Raw genomic sequence first — 23,758 nt, forward strand, 5'->3', positions numbered from 1 at the left:
CGCGATTACTAGCGATTCCGACTTCATGCAGTCGAGTTGCAGACTGCAATCCGAACTACGACGCGCTTTCTGGGGTCTGCTCCACCTCGCGGCTTGGCTTCCCTCTGTACGCGCCATTGTAGCACGTGTGTAGCCCTGGACATAAAGGCCATGAGGACTTGACGTCATCCCCACCTTCCTCCGGTTTGTCACCGGCAGTCTCCCTAGAGTGCCCGGCCGAACCGCTGGCAACTAAGGACAAGGGTTGCGCTCGTTGCGGGACTTAACCCAACATCTCACGACACGAGCTGACGACAGCCATGCAGCACCTGTGTTCTGATTCCCCGAAGGGCACTCCCGCATCTCTGCAGGATTCCAGACATGTCAAGCCCAGGTAAGGTTCTTCGCGTTGCATCGAATTAAACCACATGCTCCACCGCTTGTGCGGGCCCCCGTCAATTCCTTTGAGTTTTAACCTTGCGGCCGTACTTCCCAGGCGGAATACTTATCGCGTTAGCTACGACACTCAGTACGCTTGGCACCAAACATCTAGTATTCATCGTTTAGGGCGTGGACTACCAGGGTATCTAATCCTGTTTGCTCCCCACGCTTTCGTGCCTCAGCGTCAGTATTGGGCCAGGTGGCCGCCTTCGCCACTGATGTTCCTCCAGATCTCTACGCATTTCACCGCTACACCTGGAATTCCACCACCCTCTCCCATACTCTAGTACACCGGTTTCCACCGCCATTCCCAGGTTGAGCCCGGGGATTTCACGACAGACCTAATGCACCGCCTACGCACCCTTTACGCCCAGTGATTCCGATTAACGCTTGCACCCCCCGTATTACCGCGGCTGCTGGCACGGAGTTAGCCGGTGCTTCTTCTTGGATTCACGTCAACAGCAGGCGGTATTAGCACCCACCTTTTCGTCCTCCACGAAAGAACTTTACAACCCGAAGGCCTTCTTCATTCACGCGGCATTGCTTCGTCAGGGTTGCCCCCATTGCGAAAAATTCCCCACTGCTGCCTCCCGTAGGAGTCTGGGCCGTGTCTCAGTCCCAGTGTGGCTGGTCGTCCTCTCAGACCAGCTACCGATCGTCGCCTTGGTAGGCCTTTACCCTACCAACTAGCTAATCAGACGTAGGCTCCTCTTCCAGCGCGAGGTCCGAAGATCCCCCGCTTTCCCCCTCAGGGCTTATGCGGTATTAGCCCAAGTTTCCCTGGGTTGTCCCCCACTCAAAGACAGATTCCTACGCATTACTCACCCGTCCGCCACTCGTCAGCATCCGAAGACCTGTTACCGTTCGACTTGCATGTGTTAGGCATGCCGCCAGCGTTCAATCTGAGCCAGGATCAAACTCTTAAGTTCAATCCATACAATTTCTTCAACTTCTACCATATTCAGTACAATAAATCGTACCAAATACAGCCTGGGCCTAAACCCCACACATCTCCACTCGGCTTTTAAAGAACGAAACTGCATACTGCGAATCTTGGTAGCGGGGGTAGGATTTGAACCTACGACCTTCGGGTTATGAGCCCGACGAGCTGCCAAGCTGCTCCACCCCGCAACAGGGTCGACAATGATACTGGGTAAGTTAATTTACTGTCAATACCTAGTTGCTTTGTCGCTCTCTTTCAGGACCGTTGCCCCGTCGAGAGAGCGCACTATACATGCGGGTCTGGGGGTGTGCAAGCACTTTTTTTGAATGTTTTGTCCTTCATGATTTCGGCGTATTTCCAATGGTTACCGGTGCTGGTGGTGGTGTGGCAGTATTTGCATTGTCGCCATAGGGGGCAAAATCATAGGATTGCGCGCTTAACTGGTCTGCCACCGTCTGCAGGTCAGGCGTATTAATATTGATGGCTACAGGAACAGTATTTGGTTTCTGCACCAGATTGATGACTCGCTGCCAGTTGATGGTCCAGCCCTGATGCTGACTGCTACTGAATGCGGTAATGGCATCCACGGCACGCTGCTGGTTATTTCCGCCCTTATGGTAGGCTTCAACCGGTTCAAAGCTTTGCAAGTACAGGTTTCCGTTACCATTACTACCCACAACGTAGGGCTGGTCGATGGTTCTGACCGGGGTGCCGACCTTGACCATCTTGAATAACTGCACTTCGTTTTCAGGATACACATGAAAACAACCATGACTGACACGCATCCCTACACCCCAGGGCTTATTGGTCCCGTGGATGAATATTTGTGACCAGCCGGTTTCGAGGGCCAGCTCGCCCATTGGGTTATCGGGACCTGCCGGGAAAAAGTCCGGGATGGGCTCTCCCGCTTTGGCATGTTCTTCCTGGATATTTTTCGGGACTGTCCAGGTCGGGTTTTTCACCTTGGCGATGATTTTTGTGCTCCCCACCGGATCCGGCCAGTTGGGTCGGAATATACCTACCGGAAAGGTGTACACGACTCTCTGATCTGCCGGAAAATAGAACAGGCGGCGGGCCGGTATATTAATAATAATGCCCTGCCAGGGTTTGGGCGGCAGAACATATTCGGTTGGCACCAGCACCCGGGTGCCCGCACCGGGCAACCAGGGATCCACACCCGGATTGGCCGCCCGGATTTCGTTATAACCCACGTCGTAATGGCGGGCGATGTCGAGCAGGGTATCCTGATGACGTGCCAGGACCACCCGCAGCTGACCAACCATATTGCTTCCAGCTGGAGGGAGAGGAAATTCGGCTGAAAAGGCGCAAGTTGTATCCAGCAGCAAACCGCCACACAGAATAAAACGAATGAGCTTAATGTTCATGAAGAGGGGATTCCTGAAGATGATCGATGAGGGTGAGATCAATAATTTGTTCTTGATGAGCATTTCGTAGTTTGAGCCACTCGCGTCCGTCAGCGGTCCAGACATCCAGAATCTGCCCTGCTAACTGACTGCCATCGCGCATTTGCAGGACTACCGATTTATGTTGCAGGGCTGCCAGCTCCAGAGCGCTGTGCAAGGCACAGCTAACGGGCACATAGGGGTCGCGCATCGATTTTTATGCTCTGAGTATTTCCATGCCGCCCAGATAGGGGCGCAGGACTTCGGGAATATGCACACTCCCATCAGCCTGTTGATGATTTTCAAGCAAGGCCACCAGGGTCCGGCCAATGGCGAGACCAGAACCATTCAGGGTGTGCACCAACTGCGGCTTACCATCCTCACCACGATACCGGAGCTGCAGGCGACGGGCCTGAAAGCTTTCAAAATTGCTGCAGGAGCTGATTTCCCGATATTGACTTTGACCCGGCAACCACACTTCGAGGTCATAAGTCCGGGCCGCACTAAAACCCATATCTCCCGCACACAGAGCCATTACCCGGTAAGGCAGCTCCAGTAATTGCAATATTTTTTCGGCATGCCCGGTGAGTTCTTCCAGAGCGGTAGCAGAATCTTCGGGACGAACCACCTGCACCAGCTCTACCTTGTCAAATTGATGCTGGCGAATCATGCCCCGGGTATCGCGCCCATAAGCGCCCGCTTCACGCCGGAAACAGGGCGTATAGGCACAAAACTGTTGGGGAAGCGTGCTGACGATTTCACCGCGCAACAAGTTGGTCAGGGGCACTTCGGCAGTTGGTATCAGGTAATAGGGATCATCGCGCAGCGCAAAAAGATCTTCTTCAAACTTGGGTAATTGTCCGGTGCCGAACAGAGATTCGGAATTCGCCAAAAAAGGCGGAGCAATTTCCGTGTAGGCATGGGCAGTGACGTGCAGGTCCAGCATAAACTGGGTCAAAGCCCTTTCCAGTCGGGCGCCCAGGCCACGTAACACGACAAAGCGGGCGCCGGCCAGGCGTACCCCTGCTGCAAAATCGAGAATACCCAAAGCCTCACCCAGGTCCACATGATCTTTGGGCGTAAATGAAAATTCGCGAGGCGTTCCCCAATGCCTTACCGGCACGTTATCGGCTTCATCATGTCCATCAGGGACGGAAGCCTGGGGAATATTAGGCAAGCTGCTGACCAGCGCCTCCCATTGCTGCAGGACGATTTCCAGAGACTGCTCCAGGGCCTTGATGGTTTCTCCATACTGCCCCGCTGCATTTTGCATCGCCGTGATATCCAAGCCTTGCCGGCGCGCCTGGGCAATTTCACGAGAGGCCTCATTACGCGCGTTGCGCTGTTCTTCCATCTGAATTTGCAACGATTTTCGCTGTTGATCCAGGGCGGTCAAGGCAGACACATCGAGCTTGAAATGACGACGGGCCAATCCAGCAGCAACAGCTTCCGGTTCATTGCGCAGCAAATTAGGATCAAGCATTCGGGGTTTTCTCTTGAGTAGTTGAACGATGGGCGCGAATCCAGCGCAGGCGCTCCTGAATACGCGTTTCCAGGCCACGTTCGCTGGGATCATAAAAACGGGTTCCGATCAGCCTTGCCGGAAAATATTCCTGATTGGGGGCAATAGCATCCGGATAATCGTGATCGTATTGATATTCTTTGCCGTAATCCAGTGTTTTGAGTAATTTGGTCGGGGCATTGCGCAGATGCAGGGGGACCTCCTGGCTGGTGCCCGCTTTCACCAGGGCCTGAGCCTTGTTCCATGCCGTATAAACCCGATTACTTTTGGGACTGCTGGCCAGGTAAACCGTCACCTGGGCCAGGGCCAGTTCACCCTCGGGACTACCTAGAAACTGATAGGCGTCCCTGGCTGCCAAAGCCATTTCCAGCGCCCGGGGATCGGCGAGACCCACATCTTCTGAGGCCATCCTGACCAAGCGCCGGGCCAGATAGAGAGGATCGGCACCACCATCCAGCATTCTTGCCAGCCAGTACAGGGCAGCGTCAGGATCAGAACCCCGCAGGGATTTATGAAAAGCCGAGATTTCGTCGTAAAAGGCTTCGCCACCCTTGTCAAAACGGCGCCAGCTTTGCCCGGTTGCGGCAATCAGCACCTGGGCCGTGATCTTGACGGCATCCTCATGCCGCTCGGCAAGTTGTACGGCCAGATCCAGCAAATTGAGAAGCCGGCGGGCGTCCCCATCTGCAGCCTGTAGCAGGCCCTGTCGCAACTCCGGGGGAAAATCAATGGAGATGGCGCCAAGGCCCTGGATTTCATCACTCAGCGCCCGCTCCAGAATGTGCGCCAGATCGGTGACATCCAGAGCCTTGAGTACATAAACCCGTGCTCTGGAAAGCAGCGCGTTGACGAGAGCGAAACTGGGATTTTCAGTCGTGGCCCCAATCAGGATAATAACGCCTTCTTCCACATAGGGAAGCAGGGCATCTTGCTGAGCTTTGTTAAAGCGATGGATCTCATCAATAAAAAGAACGGTATCTTGCCCCTGAGCCCGGGTCTGCTCGGCACTGCTGATGGCGGCGCGAATTTCCCTGACACCACTGTTAACCGCCGAAAGAATTTGAAACTGACACCCGGCTGAACGCGCCAACAACTGGGCAAGGGTGGTTTTACCCGTGCCCGGAGGCCCCCATAAAATCATGGAATGGAGATGCCGGGAGCGCAACATGGCACGCAGTGGACCGTTATCGCCTAAAAGATGCTTTTGACCGACATAATCTTCCAGGCTCCGGGGTCGCAGTCGCGCCGCCAGAGGCCGGAGATCATGCGTGGTACTCAAGCAGGAAGCTCCGTTGCTGCCCTGACTCAAAAATTCCGGGAAATGGCCGCACCAAAATTAAAGGTACTGGCTTTGTAAGTGCCCGCATAGGGACCGGCATAGGAAGTCGTATTACCGGAAAGCGCATAGGAAGCGCCGAGATCGTACTGCCAATGTCCCAGTCCAATACCTAATCCGAAGGACAGCAAATTACTGCTGGGTGCTGGTGCGGCGGCCTGAATACTGCTGCCATCAGTGGGGCTGTCTTCATGGGCGAGACCACCACGCAGAGCCAGGTACTGACTGAAGTGGTAGCTCAAACCCAAACGATAGGCAAGCGCCGATTTCCAGCCCAAATTGCCGTAACCCGGCAGGCGGGTATTACTCCAGTCATTCCAGTCTACATCCAGTTCCGTAGCAAAAGCCGGCGTAAAGCGGTAACGTACACCGGCCTGAAGGCGGCTGGGCAGACTGATGTCTCCTTCCAAATTGGCCGTTGAGCGATAACTCAAACCGGCATTAAAAGTTTCGGTAGTGTAAAATAAGCCAACATTGCCACCCACACCACCGCCATTACCTGACTTTTCAGGGAAATTGGCGCTCAGACTTTGATAATAATCCACCCCCGCACCAATGCTTAAATTGGGCAGGATCATATAGGCCACACCGGGATTGATGTCGATGATGCGCAGATCATTTTTATCGGGGGTGGTCTGTGACGTTCCAAAAGTCCCTGCAGGCCAGGTTGAATTGATGCCGTAAGGAGATGTAATGCCCAAGCCAAGCGCCAAAGGCAGGTCGTTGAAACGGTGGGTTACAAACAAATTGGGCATAATCAGGAGATTATTGCTGGCACCCTCACCATTTCTTTTATAGCTGGGTTCTGATGCTACCACGTCCAGGCTGGCGCGCGTCCCCGGGAAAAACACCATATCTGCTGGATTAACCGCAAAACTGCTGACGGGGCCGGCATCGGCTACCGTGGCTCCCGCTTCGGAAAGTCCCACCACCGATGTGGGCACCGCAAATCCTGATGCCTGGGCCTGCACGCTGACGAAAACTCCCAAGGCAAGCAGGGTCAAAGCAATTTTGGCATTACGCATGAACGACTCCAGAAAAGTTTATTGCGAAAGAACATCTACTCCGGCCGGAGTCGTAAACTGGAACTCATGGCTGGGAATGGCATGATTAATTTCTACATGCGTGAAATGCAGGACAGTCTCCTGCTGGAAGGCATCTTCCATACGCATTTCCTTCAGGATTCCTGCAGTATCAAAGCCCAGGCGCAACGCAGTAAAACCCTGGTCCTGACCATTTTTAGGCCGCAGCAACAACCAGTGAAGCTGATTTTTGACACCCAGATCGCTGATGTTGAAACGCTGACTCAAGTCATCATTTCCGGCAATTAATGCAGCGGGAGTGGATCCCAGCGCCTTGCCCAAAGGTTGAACGGTTACCTGTTGCAGGGCGGGCTCATACAACCAGACCTTCAGCCCGTTGGAAACTATGGTCTGTCCATTGGGGCCACTATAATCCCAGCGAAATTTACCGGGCCGGGAAATCCACAAGGTACCGCCGGCTTTTTTGACAATCTGACCATTATGGTTGGCCACTTCCTGGCTGAATTGCGCGGTAATGGTGTGCGTACTCTGAAAAAAATGATGCAAAATATCCAGACCGGAGGCGGCATTCGCCCAGGCACTCCAGCCCAGCAAGCAGGCCGCGCCCAGTATTTGCAAATAGCGTGAAACACTACGCCGCTTTAATTCAATCACGACCTGGTGGTGCTGCTGCATAAATTTCTCTGCTCCCGTTACTTTGCAAAGGGCCAACAACACCCACTCTTTCCATTTCTTCGATCATGCGTGCGGCGCGATTATAGCCTACCTTCAGTTGGCGCTGCACGTAAGAAATACTGGCCTTGCGACTGGTGGTGACAATAGCCACAGCCTGATCGTAAAGGGGATCAGCATCTTCACCTCCGCCACCATCCATATCCTCACCATCTATACTTTCACCACCCTGTAAAATGCGCTCATCATATTGGGGTGCACCCAATTGGCGTAAGGATTCCACTACGCGATGGACTTCGTCATCACTCACAAAGGCGCCGTGCACGCGCTGGGGATAGCCGGAACCCGGCGGCAGATACAGCATATCCCCCTGGCCCAGCAGGGTTTCTGCACCCATCTGATCGAGAATGGTGCGTGAGTCAATGCGGGAAGAAACCTGAAAGGCAATACGGGTTGGGACATTGGCCTTGATCAGGCCGGTGATTACATCTACAGAAGGACGCTGGGTAGCCATAATCAGATGCAATCCTGCCGCTCTGGCTTTTTGGGCGAGCCGGGTAATCAGCGTTTCCACCTGCTTGCCGACTACCATCATCAAATCTGCAAATTCATCGATAATCACTACAATAGCCGGCAACTTGCTCAAGCTGACAGGTTCGCCATCCAGATCCTTATCGGGACCCGGCAGAGGATGTCCTGCACTCAGGGCCTCCTGGACTTTTTGATTATATCCGGCCAGATTGCGCACCCCGACAAAAGCCATCAGCTTGTAACGTCTTTCCATTTCGGCCACACACCAGCGCAGCGCATTGGCCGCCTCTTTCATATCGGTGACCACCGGCGCTAAAAGATGGGGAATACCCTCGTAAATGGACAATTCCAGCATTTTGGGATCAACCATGATAAGGCGTACCTCTTCAGCAGTCGCTTTGAAGAGGATGCTGAGAATCATGGCGTTGACACCCACCGATTTCCCCGCGCCGGTAGTGCCTGCTACCAAAAGATGCGGCATTTTGGCGAGGTCAGCCGAAACAGGCTGGCCACCAATATCCTGGCCCAAAGCCAAAGTCAGAAAACTTTTACTGTGGCTAAAACCGGAGCTGGAGAGAATTTCAGAAAGTCTTACTGTGCGTCGCTTAGGGTTGGGCACCTCAATGCCCATGGTCGCCTTACCCGGAATCGCTTCCACTACGCGTACCCGGGCTGCCAACACCCGCGAGAGATCCTTGCTGAGCCCGGCCACCTGACTCACCTTGACACCGGGAGCGGGCTCAATTTCAAAGCGGGTAATTACGGGGCCGGGATTGGCAGCGACTACCGAGGCCTGGACACCAAAATCCGCCATTTTCTCTTCCAGCATGCGTGACTGCTGGGCGAGTGTTTCTGGATCCAGTTGTCCCGTGGGATCCATAGGATCTGCCGGATCCAAAAGCGCCAGATCGGGAAGACCATCAGCCCGAGGCGGGCCGACCGGTGCCGGTAGCGGCATCTGCCGGGTATTTTTAGCTGCTGATGAAGCAGTCATTGGACGCGGTTTTTTCGCTGCAAAAAAGCCGGGGGCTTTCTCAACAGCGGGTTTTGCTTTTTCCGGAATAGCTGCCGGAAGCGGCGCTGAAACCTTGGGTTGCAACTGGCCTGTCTGCCGCCGCGAGAAGCGGGGTAGCGGCAAACGCGCGAACAAGTTCAGGCCACTCAGCCGGTCCGATTCCTGCTGGAATTTTGCCAGCATTTCCCGTGGCCCAAGGCCCGTCAGTAAAAACAGGCCGAAGACAAATACTGCAAAAAACAGCAATGCACTTCCACCGGAACCAATGAGAGGCTCAAAGAACTGAGCAATTTCCTGGCCCACGATACCACCGGCAAGGGTTCCTGTGACCGACCACCAGGCAGGTGGCCAAACTATCGCCAAAAATGTCATCAAGCCCAAAAAAATGGCCAGCCCCCCCACCGGGGCAAGACGTCGGCCGGGTCGTTGGCGAAACCAGTGATTCCAGAGTTGCGCGACCCACCCGATTAACGCCAGAGGGAGCAACCAGGCCGACATCCCCAAAAACTGCACCAGAAACCCTGCCAGATAAGATCCGGCCTCTCCTCCCCAATTTTGTACAGCCTCGCCTTTTCCACTATTGAACCAGCTGGGATCTGCAGTAGAAAAACTCAGCAGAGACATGGTCATGAATAGGGCGATGGCCAGCATAACCAGTAACAGGGCTTCACGGCGCCAGGGTTTTCCGGGCATGGCTTTGGATGGCCCGGCCGGGGTCGGTCGGGTGGTTCGGGAGGCATTACGGGCAGCAGAACTCATGATCGCAAGCTAAACGAGGCATACGCCAGTGTCAAGCTTCAGGAGCATAAGAAACACTTACAAATGGCGCTGTTAGCGCCTCATAATGAAGCATTCGGAGAACTCATTGCGGGTCGCGAACAGTACCCAGATGGTGCCGATGATCGGGATGAATGCGGCCATGAATCCGGAACACATAGGCCAGAACCAAAAGAGTAAAACCCAGCCAGGCTGCCAACGACCAGTCCAGTGGATAGGCCAGCGGGACAATGGATTCATATAACACCCACCAGAACAGACCGGTGGCTACGATCGGCAGGAGAAAATGATAGAACAGACGTGTGCTGGTTCCTTCGTGATCCGCATGGGCCAGACGCATCAAGGACACATTCATGAAAGTATGTGCGGTGACCAGACCAAACAGGACCGCCGTGGTCAGAACATTAAAGCCATTACTGGACCCGAATACGGCGACGGCCAGCACCGCAACAACAATAGTCAGCCCGGTAATAACCGAGATGCTGCGTTGTGGAGCCCGGGTATTGCTGACCTGGGCAAAGCGTTCGGAAATCAGCGCATCGCGACCAATGGCAAACAGTACCCGGGAAGAGCTGTTCAGCAAGGCAAGACTATCGGCCATGGCACTATTAATGGCGAGAATGACCAGCGCCATGCCACCCACCGGGCCAAGATAACGCAGAAATACGGTCACACCCGGCGCGTCGGCATGAGCAAAACTCGCCATATCGGCGGGACCCCAGCCAACGGTCAAGGCGTAGGCAGAAAGCACCAGCGCTGCGCCCACCAGCGTCAAAGACAGTAATGCCGCCTTACCGATGAGCCTGCCACGCTGGGTTCGGGGTCCGCGCACTTCCTCGCCGAGGGGCGTGTGGCTGCCTATCCCGATAAAACTGGTGATGGCGAAAATCATACCCATGGCCACGCCTTTGAAACCATCGGTCGGAATACTAAACGGGGCCAGAGGATGCACGGGTGCCGCTTTGACAATAATAAGCATGGACGCCACTACCAGAAACGCTACTTCCACAAAACTGGTAATGGCCACCACGCGAATACTGGGGCGAATCCCGGAAATACTGAGTAACCACGGAATACCAATGAAAAACACAATAGATACCAACCAGAACCAGGCAGGTAAGGGATAACCCAGACTTTTTGCCAGCCCCGGCAGAAATACCCCACCCACATAAACCGGAATAGCAGCAACACTGAGCAACTGGTAGAACACCACCATGAAACCGGTCAGCAAGGCTGGTCTGGCCCCCAGACCAGCAGCCACATAGGCGTAGTATCCGCCGGCTGAAGCACGATGCTTGCTGAGGTGATAAATAGTGTTCATTTCGATGAACATGAGCGCAAAAGCCCAGAGGTAGGACAGGGGTAGAGCCACCAGCGCAAAGGCCGCACCCGCCGTCATGAAGGCTACCACATCACAGGTGGGCGCCATACCGGAGATGCTCTGGCTGATCAGCCCCCAGAGACTGACCACATCCTCTTGCAGGGTTTCGGGAGCGGCAGATGCTTTTTCCATAACTGACAACCTTTCTATTTGCAACTTTGTTGCATTATTGCCAATCGCAAACCTTACTGTCAACTATGCAATTTCGGGACACCCAAAACCATCAAAACAAATCCGCGAATAATGCTTGTAGTATTGACAAATAGCCGGCACTCATCAACACTGCTTACAAAATGTGTAGGCATTTATCATTTGCCGAGCTGTTCATCATGGAGAACTGTTGTGTCTGATGATCTTCCCAACATCACCGAGAGCCTGCTGCAGCAACCGGATAAAAACCGTCTGACCGGTACTGCGGCCACTCAACATCCGCCTCGTATATTGCTGCTCTATGGCTCCAATCGGGAAAAATCCTACAGCCGGCTGCTGACCCTGGAAGCAGAGCGACTATTACGCCATTTTGGGGCGGAAACGCGGGTATTTCATCCCAGTGGCTTACCGCTGCCCGATGATGCGCCCGCAACCCACCCCAAAGTCATTGAGTTGCGGGAGCTGGTAGAATGGTCGGAAGGGCAGGTTTGGTGTTCACCCGAACGGCATGGCGCAATGACCGGAGTATTCAAGTCACAAATCGACTGGATTCCGCTGAACTCCGGAGCAGTAAGACCGAGCCAGGGAAAAACCCTGGCATTGCTGCAGGTTTGCGGAGGCTCACAGTCCTTTAACACGGTTAATCAGATGCGGATTTTGGGTCGCTGGATGCGCATGATCACCATACCGAATCAGTCCTCGGTGCCCAAAGCCTTTCTGGAGTTCGATGAGGCAGGACGCATGAAACCCTCTGCCTACTATGACCGGGTGGTGGATGTTATGGAAGAATTGATGAAATTCACCTTACTGACGCGAGGACAAAGTGATTACCTGACAGACCGATATTCCGAACGCAAGGAATCTGCTGAGGAGTTATCGCGAAGAGTGAATCAGAAAGAAATATAAATGATGAAATCGGCCCGCAACCGATAACAGCGTGGCGGGATAAATTCATCCCCGCATTCGTTACAGGTCTTCCCGGTTGATGTTAAACTGAATCCACACCCTGACTGATGAGGAACCCGATGAGCGACTCCAAAAGCATCATTGATAGCAAACACGCCCGATTAATGATTCTGGGTTCAGGCCCCGGTGGCTACACGGCTGCCATTTACGCAGCGCGGGCCAATCTCCAACCCCTGCTGGTGCAAGGGATGGAGCCTGGTGGTCAATTAATGACAACGACCGATGTAGACAACTGGCCTGGTGCTGCAGAGGGCATCATGGGTCCGGAACTGATGCAGGAACTGGAAAAACAGGCACGGCGCTTTGATACGGAAATGGTGTTTGATCATATTCATAAGGCCGACCTGAGCCAGCGACCCTTCCAACTCAGTGGGGATCAACACAATTACACCTGTGATGCCCTGATTCTGGCGACGGGGGCCTCTGCCAAATATCTGGGTCTGCCCAGCGAAGAAAAGTTTCGCGGCAAAGGCGTTTCAGCTTGCGCCACCTGCGACGGCTTTTTCTATCGCAATCAGGATGTCGCCGTCATCGGCGGTGGAAATACGGCCGTCGAAGAAGCGCTTTATCTGAGCAATATTGCCAAGCATGTCACGGTAGTCCATCGTCGCAATAAGTTTCGTGCCGAAAAAATCCTGCAGGACAAGCTGATGGCCAAGGAAAACGTGACCATCATCTGGGATCATGCCGTAGATGAAGTGCTGGGCGATCAGTCGGGCGTCACCGGACTGCGGATCAAGCATATAGAAAACGGTAATACCCAGGACCTAGCTTTGATGGGGGTATTTATTGCCATTGGCCATAAACCCAACACCGACATTTTCAAGGGACAACTGGAAATGGATGCAGGTGGTTACCTGATTACCCGTGGCGGGCGTGACGGGATGGCTACAGCAACCAGCATTGAAGGCGTTTTTGCCGCCGGTGATGTCCAGGATTATGTGTACCGGCAAGCGGTCACCAGCGCCGGAACGGGCTGTATGGCGGCTCTGGATGCAGAACGCTGGCTGGAGCAACAGGAGGATTGAAGCATGAGACGGCGGCGACCACCCAAGACAACACCGGTATCGCTCGCCGTCCATCCTGCTGAAAAGGCTTGCTTTGAAGAAGCCATGGCAGATGTAAAACGCTTTCCGGCGCCGCCCATCCCCGCACGACCCAGCCCCCCGGCACCTTTGCCCTTGCAACGGCAAAAAGACGAACTGGCCGTGCGGACGGCGCTCAGTCGCACATTGAACAGCGACGAAATCCTGGAAGCAGGAGATGAATGGCTCTATTTGCAGCAGGGGCAATCTCCTGCTCTCCTCAGGGATTTACGCAAAGGGCGTTTCCGGATCCAGTCCAGACTGGATTTACATGGTTGCACGGTTGAAGAAGCCCGACTCGAACTGGCGGCCTTTTTACACGAAGCCCAGCAGTGGCGCTGGAATTGCGTGTGCATTGTGCATGGCAAAGGGTTGGGTTCCCCGGGACGCATACCAGTACTGAAAAGACTGGTAGGTGGTTGGCTGATGAAGCACCAGGAGGTCCTGGCTTTTACTCAGGCCCGTCCCGGAGAAGGCGGGGGCGGGGCCTTGCAGGTATTGCTCGGCTGGCGCCGCCACCAACATCGTAATTATCGGACTTGAGCCGTATAGCCTTCGCTTTCAATGGCCTGAACTAATGCCTCAGTGTCCATGGAGTCACCCTCCACGGTAGCGCTGTTAGCGTCAAGATGTACTGCAACAGTCTGTACCCCGGGTACTGCCCGAAGTGCTTTTTCTACAGCAGCCACGCAGTGATTGCAGGTCATTCCCTGAACAGACAATTCAATCAGTGCCATATGCTTTACTCAACGCTGGGCAACGCTACGCGGTGCGGAAGGATCCCGACTCACATCCCAGCGCCGGCGAACAGCCATGTCACCTTCCGCCTCGGCCAGGGAGGCCAGAATAGGGCAATTGTCTACTGAACCATGGCCGGGGCAACGCTCTGCCTGGATAGCCAGAGCGCTACGCATTCTCTGCAGATCTGCAATTTTGAAATCAATCTCTGCAATTTTCTGTTCGGTCAGCGCCTTCACATCGCCCATGTCATTTTCGGTGCTGCTACTGATGTCCAGCAACTCTTTCACCTCTGTCAGGGAAAAACCCAGATTCTGGGCGCGGCGGATAAAGCGCAGACGCGACTCGGCGTGACTATCATAAAGACGGTAATTGGATTGGGTGCGCTGTACCGGCTGAATCAAGCCAATACGCTCGTAGTAACGCAATGTTTCTGCAGCCAGCCCAGCTTCACGGGCCAAGCGACCTATTGTTACAGGTGTATCCATCTTGTCTCCCTCCTTATATTGACTGAATTTTCACGCTCCACACGTATAGTGTCCTCATTCTAAAGCATCTAGTCAACACAAAGGTCAAGCCTATCGGCGCGAACTTGCTCATGGCCCAGTAATGCTTCAATACAACTGGTTGCAAATACGCCCGCAGGTAGCGAAAACTCCAGAATCAGGGTGCTGGCATCCTGCCAGTGGTATTGCAGCGAATCCGGACGCGCACGCAGGGCGCGGCGGGCAGCGTCCACGTCCTGCGCGGCTAATTGTTGTGGCCAATGACGGATATTACCCAAAGTCTCTGACTCCTCGGGCAAGGCATCCAGGGCCTGCTTTTCTACGAGGGCAGCCTGATTTTCAGGAGAGAGCCCGCCCCGGCCCGGCAGGGGTCCACTGGGGTGCACATCCCACTCTGCAGAACGCTGCTGCAAGCTCTCCTGCTCATTAGCCTGGGCCAGAAAAATGCTATGCGAACCATTTAATTGCACAATTTCTCCCGCCAAGAGAACATTCCAGTTATTTTGGCGTACCCGTTCGGCCAGCACCTGATTAAAAAGTGCAGAGCGCGCCGCTGACAGCAGCAGGCCACGTTGATGACGATCCATTTTGCGCGCTGTACCGGACAACAGGCGACTGACCTCCTGCAAATTACGGTGGCCAAAGCGTTGCGCTCCAAAATAATTGGGAAAGCCCGTTTTTTGCAAATGCTGCAAACGCGTCTCCCACAAAGCTGGTTCGCCCTGACAATGGCGCAAAACCAGGCGAAAATGATTTCCCTTGAGCACCCCCCTGCGGAGCTTGTGGTCATGGCGGGTCATCTCCAGAAAATGGAGATTTTCACTTTCCAGGCTCAGCCAATCCGGCGTTGTCCCGGCTTGTACCGGCACGGAAAAACTCTGTCGGGTAATGGCGTGCCGATCTTTCATTCCCGCATAACCCACATCACGCACGGGGATGCTGGCAAGTTGTGCCAGTCGTTTGGCTACTTCCTGGGTATTCAGTCCGCGCTTTTCAATGAAAAACCAGTAATGCGACCCCGTACCGGAAGGCGTAAAAGGCAGCATTTCCGTAACCTGAAAATCCTCTTCCGTCGATTTGAGTTCGGCTTCCAGCAGGACATCCACATGCGGATAAATGCGTGGGAATAATTCAGACATGTTGAATCAAGGTCACGGCGTGGGCAGCGATTCCTTCACCCCGACCGGCATAACCCAGCTGCTCAGTCGTCGTCGCCTTGATGTTGACCGCATCCTCAGAAACCTGCAGATCTTCGGCAATGTGCGCGCGCATTTGCGGTATATGGCTCGCGAGTTTGGGTCGCTGACAAACAATAGTGGCATCCACATTCCCGACCGAAAAACCCTTTTCCTGAATCAAAGCATGACAATGCCGGAGCAAAAGACGGGAATCGGCGCCGGCAAAACGTGCATCCGTGTCGGGAAAATGGCGGCCGATATCTCCCAATGCTGCGGCACCCAGCAAGGCGTCACAAATGGCATGCAGCAAGACGTCCGCATCGGAGTGCCCGGCCAGACCCCGCTCATAGGGAATCTTGACCCCTCCGAGTATCAACAGGCGCTCGGGAACCAGAGCATGCACATCAAAACCATGACCAATACGCAGCTGCATCATTTCTCCTCGTCACGGGCCGCCAGGATGGCTGCGGCCAAAGCCAGATCATCTCCCAGGGTAATCTTGATATTATCCCCATGCCCCTGAATCAGATGCGGACGCCAACCCTGCAGCTCCATCGCCGAAGCTTCATCGGTAATGGGCATTGCGGCACCCTGCGCAGATTGCAGGGCTGCAAGCAATGCTGCCAGGGGGAAAGCCTGAGGTGTTAAAGCCCGCCATAACCCTTCCCGATCCACCGTACCCAGGGAAAGGCCGTCTTTTTCGCGCTTGAGGGTATCGGCAACGGGAATTCCCAGCAATGCCCCCTGCGGTGATTCTCTCAGACTATCCAGCAAATTGCCCAGGTCTTCGGCGCGCAAACAGGGTCGTGCAGCATCATGTACCAGCACCCAGTCCGTATCGGCAGCGCCGGCTTTCCGCAAGGCCTCCAAACCGAGCCGCACGGAATCAGCACGTTGCTTCCCGCCTCTTACAGGGGCCAAAGACAAGGCCAAATCATCACCCAACAAGTCTCGCCAGGCTCCGCTTTCCAGGTCCTCACCCGGCAACACCAACTGCACTCCGGATATCCGTTTTTCGTGCAGAAAAATATTCAGGGTATGCGCAAGAACAGGCTGCCCGCGTAGCAAAACATATTGTTTAGCCTGAGTTCCACCAAAACGTTGGCCCCGCCCTCCGGCTGGAATAATGACCCAGATCCGCTCCATCAATTTTCCTCAACCTATGGGATTCAGACGCAGTATCCGCAGTCTATCCAGCAGGCGCAAGCGTTTCAGCTTTTGCAGTTTGAGCACGGGCACCTTACACTAGGCTCCCTGAATTTGCTGATATGATATCCCGGATATTTTGGACTTTCCTCTCGCTTTGGGCCCTGTCCCCCGTGCAGGTAATGCACGCAGTTTCAGCCATGTTTTCGGGGCTGCCGATTGCTGGCTGGCAGCCGAAATGCTCCGGAAATGGCAAAAACCTCTGTTGGTGCTCCTGCCCAATCCCCGTGATCTGGAAGAATGGCAGCGCGAGTGGTCATTTTTTGCGCCGGATCTGGATGCGCCCCTGATTTTCCCGGATCGGGAAATTCTGCCCTATGATCGTCTGGCACCTCCGGCTGATGCGACCGCCACCCGTCTCGCGACATTGGCGGCCTTACCCAATTGGCGCGGGCTGTGTCTGGTCCCTCTGGCGGCCGCTCTACAACGTCTTCCGCCCAGGAGTTTTCTTGATCAACATGCCTTTGTACTGGCCGTGGGAGACAACCTCCAGCCCGAGCGCTTTCGACAACGCCTGATTGATGCGGGCTACCGCAATGTCAGCGAAGTTTCCGAACCTGGAGAGCTCGCCTGGCGCGGCGGCATTATTGACCTGTTTCCCAGTGGTAGCCCGCTGCCCTACCGAATTGAGTTATTTGACACCCAGGTAGAAAGCATCCGGGCATTTGATCCGGAAACCCAGCGGACTCTGGAGAAAGTATCCAGGGTATCCCTGCTGCCGGCGCGCGAAATTCCTGTGGATGCGGCAGCACTGAATGAATTCCGCAGTCAGTTTCGGGCCAAATTCAGTGGTGACCCGCAACGTGCCGAAGTCTATCGAGCGGCAAGTCGCGGACAGATTCCCCAGGGAGCAGAGCATTACCTGCCTCTGTTTTTCCCGGAAAGCAGCCATCTGCTTACCCATTTTCCTCCGGACGGGATCATTTTCATGCCCCCCGGCCTGGAAAGCGCCAGCCAGCAGATTCGCCAGGACTGGCAGGAACGCCATGAAGAGCGGGCATACGACACCAGTTATCCGATTTTGCCACCAGACGCACTTATTTTGACGCCTTCCGAATGGGAAACAGCACTCCAGAGTCATGCACAGGTGCATGGCGAGGTAGAAGGCCACGGTGAAAGCCTACCCTGCGGACCACTACCAGCCCTGCAGGGAAACAGCGAAACGCCCCTGTCCGCACTGGAAACTTTTCTGCGTCACCTCCCCCAGCAGGGCCGCGCCCTGATTGCTGCAGAATCTCCGGGCCGTCAGGAAGCACTGTCTGAGCGCCTGAACAAAGCGGGTTTAGGCGCCGCCCGCCTGAAAAACTGGCCGGATTTTCTCCTGTCCACAGAAAAAATCGCCATTACCGTAGCCCCTCTGGAGCGCGGTCTGCTGCTGAAAGAGAAAAATCTGGTCCAACTTGCACTCATCTCGGAAGCGCAGATTTTCGGTGACCGGGTATTTGCGCAAAGACGAAGTGCGCAGGTCCGCCAACGTCATGTGGAAGGCATGGTTCGCGATCTGGGCGAACTGCAGCCCGGCGATGCGGTCACCCACGAAGAATATGGCATTGGACGTTTTCAGGGAATGAGCACGCCTTTTGCCGCCCAAGGCGACGTCAACGAGTATGTGGTACTGGAATATGCCCAGGGAGATTTGGTGTATGTCCCGGCAGATCATCTGGATCGCATTGCCCGTTATGTGGGCAATGGGGCAGCAGAACCGGTGCTATCTCGCCTCGGCAGTCAACACTGGGATAAAGCCAAAGCCAGGGCCCGGGAGAAAGCCATTGATGCCGCCAGTGAACTGCTGGACATATACGCGCGGCGGGCAGCTCGCCAGGGCCGTGCTTTTGCGCCACCGGATGAAGCCTATTGGGATTTTATTTCCCGCTTTCCTTTTGAAGAAACGCCCGATCAACAACAAGCTATTGACGCCGTCATTGCCGACATGATCAGCCCGCATCCCATGGATCGACTGGTTTGTGGTGATGTAGGGTTCGGCAAAACCGAAGTGGCGTTGCGGGCAGCCTTTCTGGCAGCCCATGGCGGGGCACAGGTCGTGGTTCTGGTACCGACCACTTTGCTGGCTCAGCAGCACTATGAAAACTTTCAAAACCGCTTTGCCGGAATGCCGCTGCGGATCGAGGTCCTGTCCCGTTTTCAGAAGGGCAAAACCCACAAGGAAATCCTGGCCGCCACCCAGGCCGGAGACGTCCGGATTCTGATCGGAACCCATCGCCTGCTCCAGAAAGATGTGGCTTTTAAGGATCTCGGCCTGTTGATTCTGGACGAGGAGCACCGCTTTGGTGTGCGGCAAAAGGAGCAGATCAAAGCCCTGCGTGCCGAAGTGGATATTCTCACCCTGACGGCCACGCCTATTCCCCGCACCCTGAATCTGTCCCTGGCCGGATTGCGCGATTTATCCATCATCGCCACCCCACCCCAGCGTCGGCAACCAGTGCGTACTTTTGTGCAGATCTGGGAAGACGCTGTGGTCGTCGAAGCCTGTCAGCGAGAATTACATCGGGGCGGACAAATTTATTTTCTGCACAATGAAGTACGGGATATCGAACGCATGGCCAGCAACCTGAAGCGTCTGCTTCCCGAAGCCCGGCTCCGGATCGCCCACGGGCAAATGCCTGAAGGCGAGCTGGAGGCGGTCATGCTGGATTTTTATCATCAACGCTTCGATATTCTGCTCAGCACCACGATTATCGAATCCGGTATCGACAATCCCCACGCCAATACCATACTCATCAATCGCGCTGATAAATTTGGCCTCGCGCAACTCCACCAGCTCCGGGGCCGGGTGGGACGTTCCCATCAACGGGCCTATGCGTATCTGTTTACCCCCGATGTACGCGCCATGAGTGATGATGCCCGGCGCCGCCTGGATGCCATTCAATCTCTGGAAGATCTGGGGGTCGGCTTTGCCCTGGCCAGTCATGATCTGGAAATTCGTGGAGCCGGTGAACTTCTGGGCGAAGAGCAAAGCGGGCACATGGATGAAGTGGGTTTCACGCTCTTTATGGAATGGCTCAACGACGCCGTTGCCGCCATCCGTGCGGGCAAGGACCCCCGCAGCCTGGCCGAACAACGCGCCAGCGGACCGGAAATTCATCTGAATACGGCGGCACTGATTCCCGACAATTATCTGCCCGACGTGCACTTGCGTTTGCAGCTATACAAGCGCCTCAGCGATGTCCGCAGTGATTCCGCCATTGGTGAAATCATGGTGGAAATGATCGACCGATTCGGGCCATTGCCAGACCCGACCAGAACCTTGCTGTGCCAGACCCAGCTCCGACTCCTGGCCAGCCAAATCGGCATTGATCAGATTGATGCCGGACCTTCGGGAGCGCGCCTGCAATTCGCCCAGGAAAATCAGGTATCCCCGGAAAAAATCATTGCGCTTATTCAGCGTCCGCACAGTGTCTATCAGCTGGATGGCGGCCAACGCCTCAGAATTCGCCAGGATTTACCCGACGGCGAGGCACGCTGCCAAAAAATCATTCAACTCATTGAACCATTAAGGAGTAATGCATGAGCAGCACGCGCCTTGCCATATTGAGTCCCGCCGGACGTGGCCCCATGACTTTACCCTCCAGTATGGGACAATTTGTTCATAGTACGGAAAGCCATCAGGAACTGTGGGGATGCTGGCTACAAAGCTGGAATTTACCGGTTGCCGTCAGCGAAATTGCGCCGTTTCTGGATGAATTATCGCGGCAGGCCTTGCATCAGCAAAGAGAAGTTTTCTGGTCCCCCATGTCCAGTGTAGACAGCGTCTCCCGTATGGTATTGCGCGGCACGGCGCAGCCCGAGGCGCTGCGCCGTGCATTGACGACCCTGCATCTTCAGAACAGCATGCCTGGCCGCATACTTCATGCCCAGGGCGATAGTCTGGCCATTGCCATTCACGGCCCTCAAGGTCCGGTTCCTGCCGCCAATCGTGCCTTGGCCGACGCTCTGGAAGGCATCCAGCTTGATCTGGCCATAACACCACTCTGGGAAGCTGGTAACTTTAAGCTGTTGTTGACCGACATGGACTCCACCTTGATCAGCATTGAATGTATTGATGAAATGGCGGATCACCTGGGTCTCAAGCGGCAGGTTGCCGCCATTACCGAACGCTCCATGGCGGGTGAACTGGACTTTCAGACCTCCCTGCGCGAACGCGTGCGCTTGCTCCAGGGCACACCCGCCAGCACTATCGACGCCATCATTCGCGAACGCCTGCAACTGAGTCCAGGCGCACGGGAACTCATCCAGGCAGCCAAGTCTCAGGGCCTGGAAACCGGTGTGGTTTCCGGTGGATTCACCCAGTTTACCCGCCATCTCCAGGAAATGCTGGATCTGGATTACGCCTTTGCCAATACCCTGGAAATTGTCGATGGTAAAATCACCGGGCAGGTTTTGGGTGATATTGTCGATGCCAACGCCAAGGCCGACCTTCTCGATTTGCTGGCCATCAGTGCCGGAACCGATGCCAGTCACTGCATTGCCATTGGCGATGGCGCCAATGATCTGCCGATGTTACGCAAGGCAGGTGTGGGTATTGCCTATCATGCCAAGGCGGTTGTCCGCGCCCAGGCCGATTTTCAGATTCGCTATGGCGGACTGGATACTGCAGCGCATTTTCTTGGCTGGTTCTAAATGGAACCACCCCGAGCATACCTTCCCGGTGGACAGCCCATCCGACGTTTGAAAGCCACGCTGAAGGCACTTTCAGATTCGTAACCCAACGCGTAGGCTATGCTGGCAACGGATTCTTGCCTGCGCACAAGTCGATCAGCAGCGAGCTGCATACGCCAACTGGTGAGATATTCCATAGGTGCTTCGCCAACAGTGGCTTTGAAGCGTTTAGCGAAACTGGAACGAGACAAACCAGCGTGTTGCGCAAGCGCCAACAGGGTCCAGCGATAGCCTGGGTCAGCATGTAGGACGACCAGCGCCGCGCCGATATGGCGATCAGCCAAGGCGAACAACCACCCTATTCCCTGTTCAGAACCATCAGCCAGGAATAGGCGCAAAGCTTGTATCAGCAGCATCTGCGCAATGTGGCCAGCTAATAACTCGCCACCGGGCTGTGGTTCACGGAGCTCCTGCATCAAACGCTCTATCGACTGACGCAAAGCAACACGGTCTGACTCTTCGCGTACCTGTATCACAGGCGGCAACAGGCTAAGCAGCAGATCAGCCTGTGGATCTATAAACTCAAAATAACCGCCCACGCCGCTACATTCTCCCCCGCCGTTGAGAGTAATCACGGCCCCCATCTGCGTATCGGAAATCAATGTCATTACGTCCTGCGCTGGCACATCTGCATCGCTGCCAAAACGGAATGCTAGATCACGCGGCAGCAGCACGCAGTCACCAGCCGTCATAGCAATCGGCGAATTTTTGCCGTCAACCCACAACCAGCAACGTCCTGTAGTCAGTGCGTAGCACTTGATTCCCGGGCCAGATGGAAAATCCAGTGCCCAACGGCCGCCCGCGTCAAGACCGCGAGATGCATAGCTCTGCGGTCGGAGCAAAGACAGCATATCCGAAAGCGGGTCCATGAATTACCTCGGGGCCGATAGCCCGATAAATGGAGTATGGCGCAACAAAGGTGAATACCAAACAGAAGCGTTAATGCTCATACTATGCCTGAACCTCGAATCAGTCGCGGAAATAATCGCTGGCTTCAAGGTCTTTGAGCAATAACGGCCCGCGCGGTTGCCAACCCAGCTGTGCGCGTGTCCAACTGCTGGAGCTAGGATTATCCAACGCCATAAAAGGACCCAGCCACCCGAACTGCTTTTTTGCTCCTTCAGAAGTCACCGACTTCACTGGCAGGCCCAGCCGTTGGCCAATCATGCCGGCGATGTCAGACATGGCAACACCCTCTTCTGCTACACCATGATAACGGGCACCGGCTGTACCTTTTTCCAACGCAAGCCTGAACAGCTTTGCCGCGTCGTCACGATGCACAGCAGGCCAGCGATTGCGTCCATCTCCAACGTATCCCATCATCCGCTTTTTACGCGCCGTCTGGATTATCTGCCGCATTAGCCCGTTGTCGCCAGCGCCGTGCACGGTGGGTGACAACCGGACAATTGATGTGCGCACACCACTGTCTGCCCACCTTTCGAGCACAGTCTCGGTGATGGCACGTCCATAGCCGGGGGAAGCCGGATCCGGCCCATCCGCCTCTACACCAGGCACATTACGCATAACACCGGCGGCAGCCAAACCCAAAGTACCAAACGTGGCGACCAGCGGGCGGTTCGAGCCCTGCAAGACGGTGCTCATCGCATCAATGGCGCGCCGGTCGGCGTCACTGACGACTTTGAGAAAGTGCTGTACGATTCTATCCGGTGTGCCGCCAGCCAATATATACAGGCGGCTACGCCAAGAGGCACTGGATAATCCATGCATGAAAGCGAGATGAATCACACCATCAGACCCTGCAGCAGCTGCGCGCAGACTATCAAGATCATCCAGATCACCCTGATGTGGCTCAATTCCTTGCCTTCGTAGTGCCACCGCCTTTGCGCTGGTGCGGGCTAGCCCGACCACTGTGTGGCCATTTTCCTTCAATTCACGTGCAACCGCCGTACCTATGAAACCCGTCGCGCCAGTAATAAATACACGCATACCAAGAGACTCCCAGATGACAATCATACCCAGTAAATATAAGTTGCACTGCCTGGGCAAACCATTTGCGGGACACCGTAGTTTTTTCGCGATCGTCCTGCATCACGACAACTTGGACTGAAGAACATCTACTACACCCACGCCCATAAAAGGCAGTTGGACGAGGCAACAAGAAACACAAGCTTTACCAAGAGAGTTAGCTTATATTCAGGCGAGTCAGGGGCGTCAGCAAAATATATTGCACATTTTTTAGACTTATTCT

At 54.9% G+C, this 23,758-nt stretch carries 20 protein-coding genes, 1 tRNA gene and 1 rRNA gene (1 of these 22 running past the window's edge); 5 read left to right on the forward strand and 17 right to left on the reverse strand.

Annotated elements, in window-relative coordinates; all coding sequences use genetic code 11:
- The 10 genes from H7F08_RS01490 to H7F08_RS01535 form a co-directional block, all read right to left on the reverse strand.
- Positions 1 to 1,349: ribosomal RNA gene (locus tag H7F08_RS01490) — 16S ribosomal RNA — on the reverse strand; it reaches 187 nt to the left of the window's first position.
- A 125-nt stretch (positions 1,350 to 1,474) separates the two neighbouring features.
- Positions 1,475 to 1,551 (reverse strand) — tRNA-Met (locus H7F08_RS01495).
- 150 nt (positions 1,552 to 1,701) lie between these two features.
- On the reverse strand, positions 1,702 to 2,748 hold the full coding sequence (locus H7F08_RS01500) for a L,D-transpeptidase family protein (protein WP_193639698.1): 1,047 nt from the start codon (positions 2,746 to 2,748) through the stop codon (positions 1,702 to 1,704).
- Positions 2,738 to 2,977, reverse strand: a complete 240-nt coding sequence (locus H7F08_RS01505; protein ID WP_193639699.1) for a Rho-binding antiterminator — start codon at positions 2,975 to 2,977, stop codon at positions 2,738 to 2,740. The genes H7F08_RS01500 and H7F08_RS01505 overlap by 11 nt, the downstream gene beginning before the upstream one ends.
- Before the next feature lie 6 nt (positions 2,978 to 2,983).
- Complete coding sequence (serS, locus tag H7F08_RS01510) at positions 2,984 to 4,249, reverse strand: serine--tRNA ligase (protein WP_193639700.1); 1,266 nt, start codon at positions 4,247 to 4,249, stop codon at positions 2,984 to 2,986.
- Entirely contained in the window at positions 4,242 to 5,567 is a 1,326-nt protein-coding gene (locus tag H7F08_RS01515) for a replication-associated recombination protein A (protein ID WP_193639701.1), read from the reverse strand. Before H7F08_RS01515 ends, serS begins: the two co-directional genes overlap by 8 nt.
- Before the next feature lie 26 nt (positions 5,568 to 5,593).
- Positions 5,594 to 6,649, reverse strand: a complete 1,056-nt coding sequence (locus H7F08_RS01520) for an OmpP1/FadL family transporter (RefSeq protein ID WP_075322161.1) — start codon at positions 6,647 to 6,649, stop codon at positions 5,594 to 5,596.
- An 18-nt stretch (positions 6,650 to 6,667) separates the two neighbouring features.
- On the reverse strand, positions 6,668 to 7,342 hold the full coding sequence (gene lolA / locus H7F08_RS01525) for an outer membrane lipoprotein chaperone LolA (protein ID WP_193639702.1): 675 nt from the start codon (positions 7,340 to 7,342) through the stop codon (positions 6,668 to 6,670).
- Positions 7,314 to 9,578 carry a DNA translocase FtsK gene (locus H7F08_RS15690; RefSeq protein ID WP_193639731.1) on the reverse strand — a complete coding sequence of 755 codons (2,265 nt, stop codon included), beginning with the start codon at positions 9,576 to 9,578 and terminating at the stop codon, positions 7,314 to 7,316. The genes lolA and H7F08_RS15690 overlap by 29 nt, the downstream gene beginning before the upstream one ends.
- Positions 9,579 to 9,747: 169 nt before the next feature.
- Positions 9,748 to 11,175 carry an APC family permease gene (locus H7F08_RS01535; RefSeq protein WP_193639703.1) on the reverse strand — a complete coding sequence of 476 codons (1,428 nt, stop codon included), beginning with the start codon at positions 11,173 to 11,175 and terminating at the stop codon, positions 9,748 to 9,750.
- A 210-nt stretch (positions 11,176 to 11,385) separates the two neighbouring features.
- On the opposite strand from H7F08_RS01535, the gene arsH reads away from it, so the two are divergent.
- The 3 genes from arsH (at position 11,386) to H7F08_RS01550 (ending at position 13,787) form a co-directional block, all read left to right on the forward strand.
- Positions 11,386 to 12,099 carry an arsenical resistance protein ArsH gene (gene arsH, locus H7F08_RS01540; protein ID WP_142089430.1) on the forward strand — a complete coding sequence of 238 codons (714 nt, stop codon included), beginning with the start codon at positions 11,386 to 11,388 and terminating at the stop codon, positions 12,097 to 12,099.
- 119 nt (positions 12,100 to 12,218) lie between these two features.
- Positions 12,219 to 13,187: a thioredoxin-disulfide reductase gene (gene trxB / locus H7F08_RS01545; protein ID WP_024894034.1), complete on the forward strand. Its 969-nt coding sequence runs from the start codon at positions 12,219 to 12,221 to the stop codon at positions 13,185 to 13,187.
- Between the two features lie 3 nt (positions 13,188 to 13,190).
- On the forward strand, positions 13,191 to 13,787 hold the full coding sequence (locus tag H7F08_RS01550) for a Smr/MutS family protein (protein WP_031573733.1): 597 nt from the start codon (positions 13,191 to 13,193) through the stop codon (positions 13,785 to 13,787).
- Here the strand turns inward: H7F08_RS01550 and H7F08_RS01555 are convergent.
- The 5 genes from H7F08_RS01555 to ispD all read right to left on the reverse strand — a co-directional run bounded on the left by H7F08_RS01555 (position 13,775) and on the right by ispD (position 16,812).
- A complete protein-coding gene (locus tag H7F08_RS01555; protein ID WP_010641491.1) occupies positions 13,775 to 13,981 on the reverse strand; it encodes a CopZ family metallochaperone in 207 nt (68 codons plus the stop codon). The two genes, H7F08_RS01550 and H7F08_RS01555, sit on opposite strands and share 13 nt — an antisense overlap.
- 9 nt (positions 13,982 to 13,990) lie before the next feature.
- Positions 13,991 to 14,470 (reverse strand): heavy metal-responsive transcriptional regulator, encoded by a 480-nt coding sequence (locus H7F08_RS01560; protein ID WP_010641489.1) that lies wholly within the window; start codon positions 14,468 to 14,470, stop codon positions 13,991 to 13,993.
- Positions 14,471 to 14,538: 68 nt separating this feature from the next.
- Complete coding sequence (gene truD / locus H7F08_RS01565; protein WP_193639704.1) at positions 14,539 to 15,627, reverse strand: tRNA pseudouridine(13) synthase TruD; 1,089 nt, start codon at positions 15,625 to 15,627, stop codon at positions 14,539 to 14,541.
- Entirely contained in the window at positions 15,620 to 16,099 is a 480-nt protein-coding gene (ispF, locus tag H7F08_RS01570) for a 2-C-methyl-D-erythritol 2,4-cyclodiphosphate synthase (RefSeq protein WP_010641482.1), read from the reverse strand. Before ispF ends, truD begins: the two co-directional genes overlap by 8 nt.
- Positions 16,099 to 16,812, reverse strand: a complete 714-nt coding sequence (gene ispD, locus H7F08_RS01575) for a 2-C-methyl-D-erythritol 4-phosphate cytidylyltransferase (RefSeq protein WP_193639705.1) — start codon at positions 16,810 to 16,812, stop codon at positions 16,099 to 16,101. Before ispD ends, ispF begins: the two co-directional genes overlap by 1 nt.
- 139 nt (positions 16,813 to 16,951) lie before the next feature.
- On the opposite strand from ispD, the gene mfd reads away from it, so the two are divergent.
- Together mfd and serB are read left to right on the forward strand one after the other, a co-directional pair.
- Complete coding sequence (gene mfd, locus H7F08_RS01580) at positions 16,952 to 20,401, forward strand: transcription-repair coupling factor (RefSeq protein ID WP_193639706.1); 3,450 nt, start codon at positions 16,952 to 16,954, stop codon at positions 20,399 to 20,401.
- Positions 20,398 to 21,510, forward strand: a complete 1,113-nt coding sequence (gene serB / locus H7F08_RS01585) for a phosphoserine phosphatase SerB (protein ID WP_193639707.1) — start codon at positions 20,398 to 20,400, stop codon at positions 21,508 to 21,510. The genes mfd and serB overlap by 4 nt, the downstream gene beginning before the upstream one ends.
- On the opposite strand, the gene H7F08_RS01590 is transcribed toward serB, so the two are convergent.
- Both H7F08_RS01590 and H7F08_RS01595 read right to left on the reverse strand, forming a co-directional pair.
- Entirely contained in the window at positions 21,507 to 22,418 is a 912-nt protein-coding gene (locus H7F08_RS01590) for an AraC family transcriptional regulator (RefSeq protein WP_024894027.1), read from the reverse strand. The two genes, serB and H7F08_RS01590, sit on opposite strands and share 4 nt — an antisense overlap.
- A gap of 100 nt (positions 22,419 to 22,518) precedes the next feature.
- The gene (locus tag H7F08_RS01595) at positions 22,519 to 23,496 is read right to left on the reverse strand and encodes an SDR family oxidoreductase (RefSeq protein ID WP_193639708.1); all 978 of its coding nucleotides are present in this window, start codon (positions 23,494 to 23,496) and stop codon (positions 22,519 to 22,521) included.
- Positions 23,497 to 23,758: the final 262 nt, after the last annotated feature.

Source organism: Acidithiobacillus sp. HP-11, assembly GCF_015100075.1.
Classification (GTDB): Bacteria; Pseudomonadota; Gammaproteobacteria; order Acidithiobacillales; family Acidithiobacillaceae; genus Acidithiobacillus; species Acidithiobacillus thiooxidans.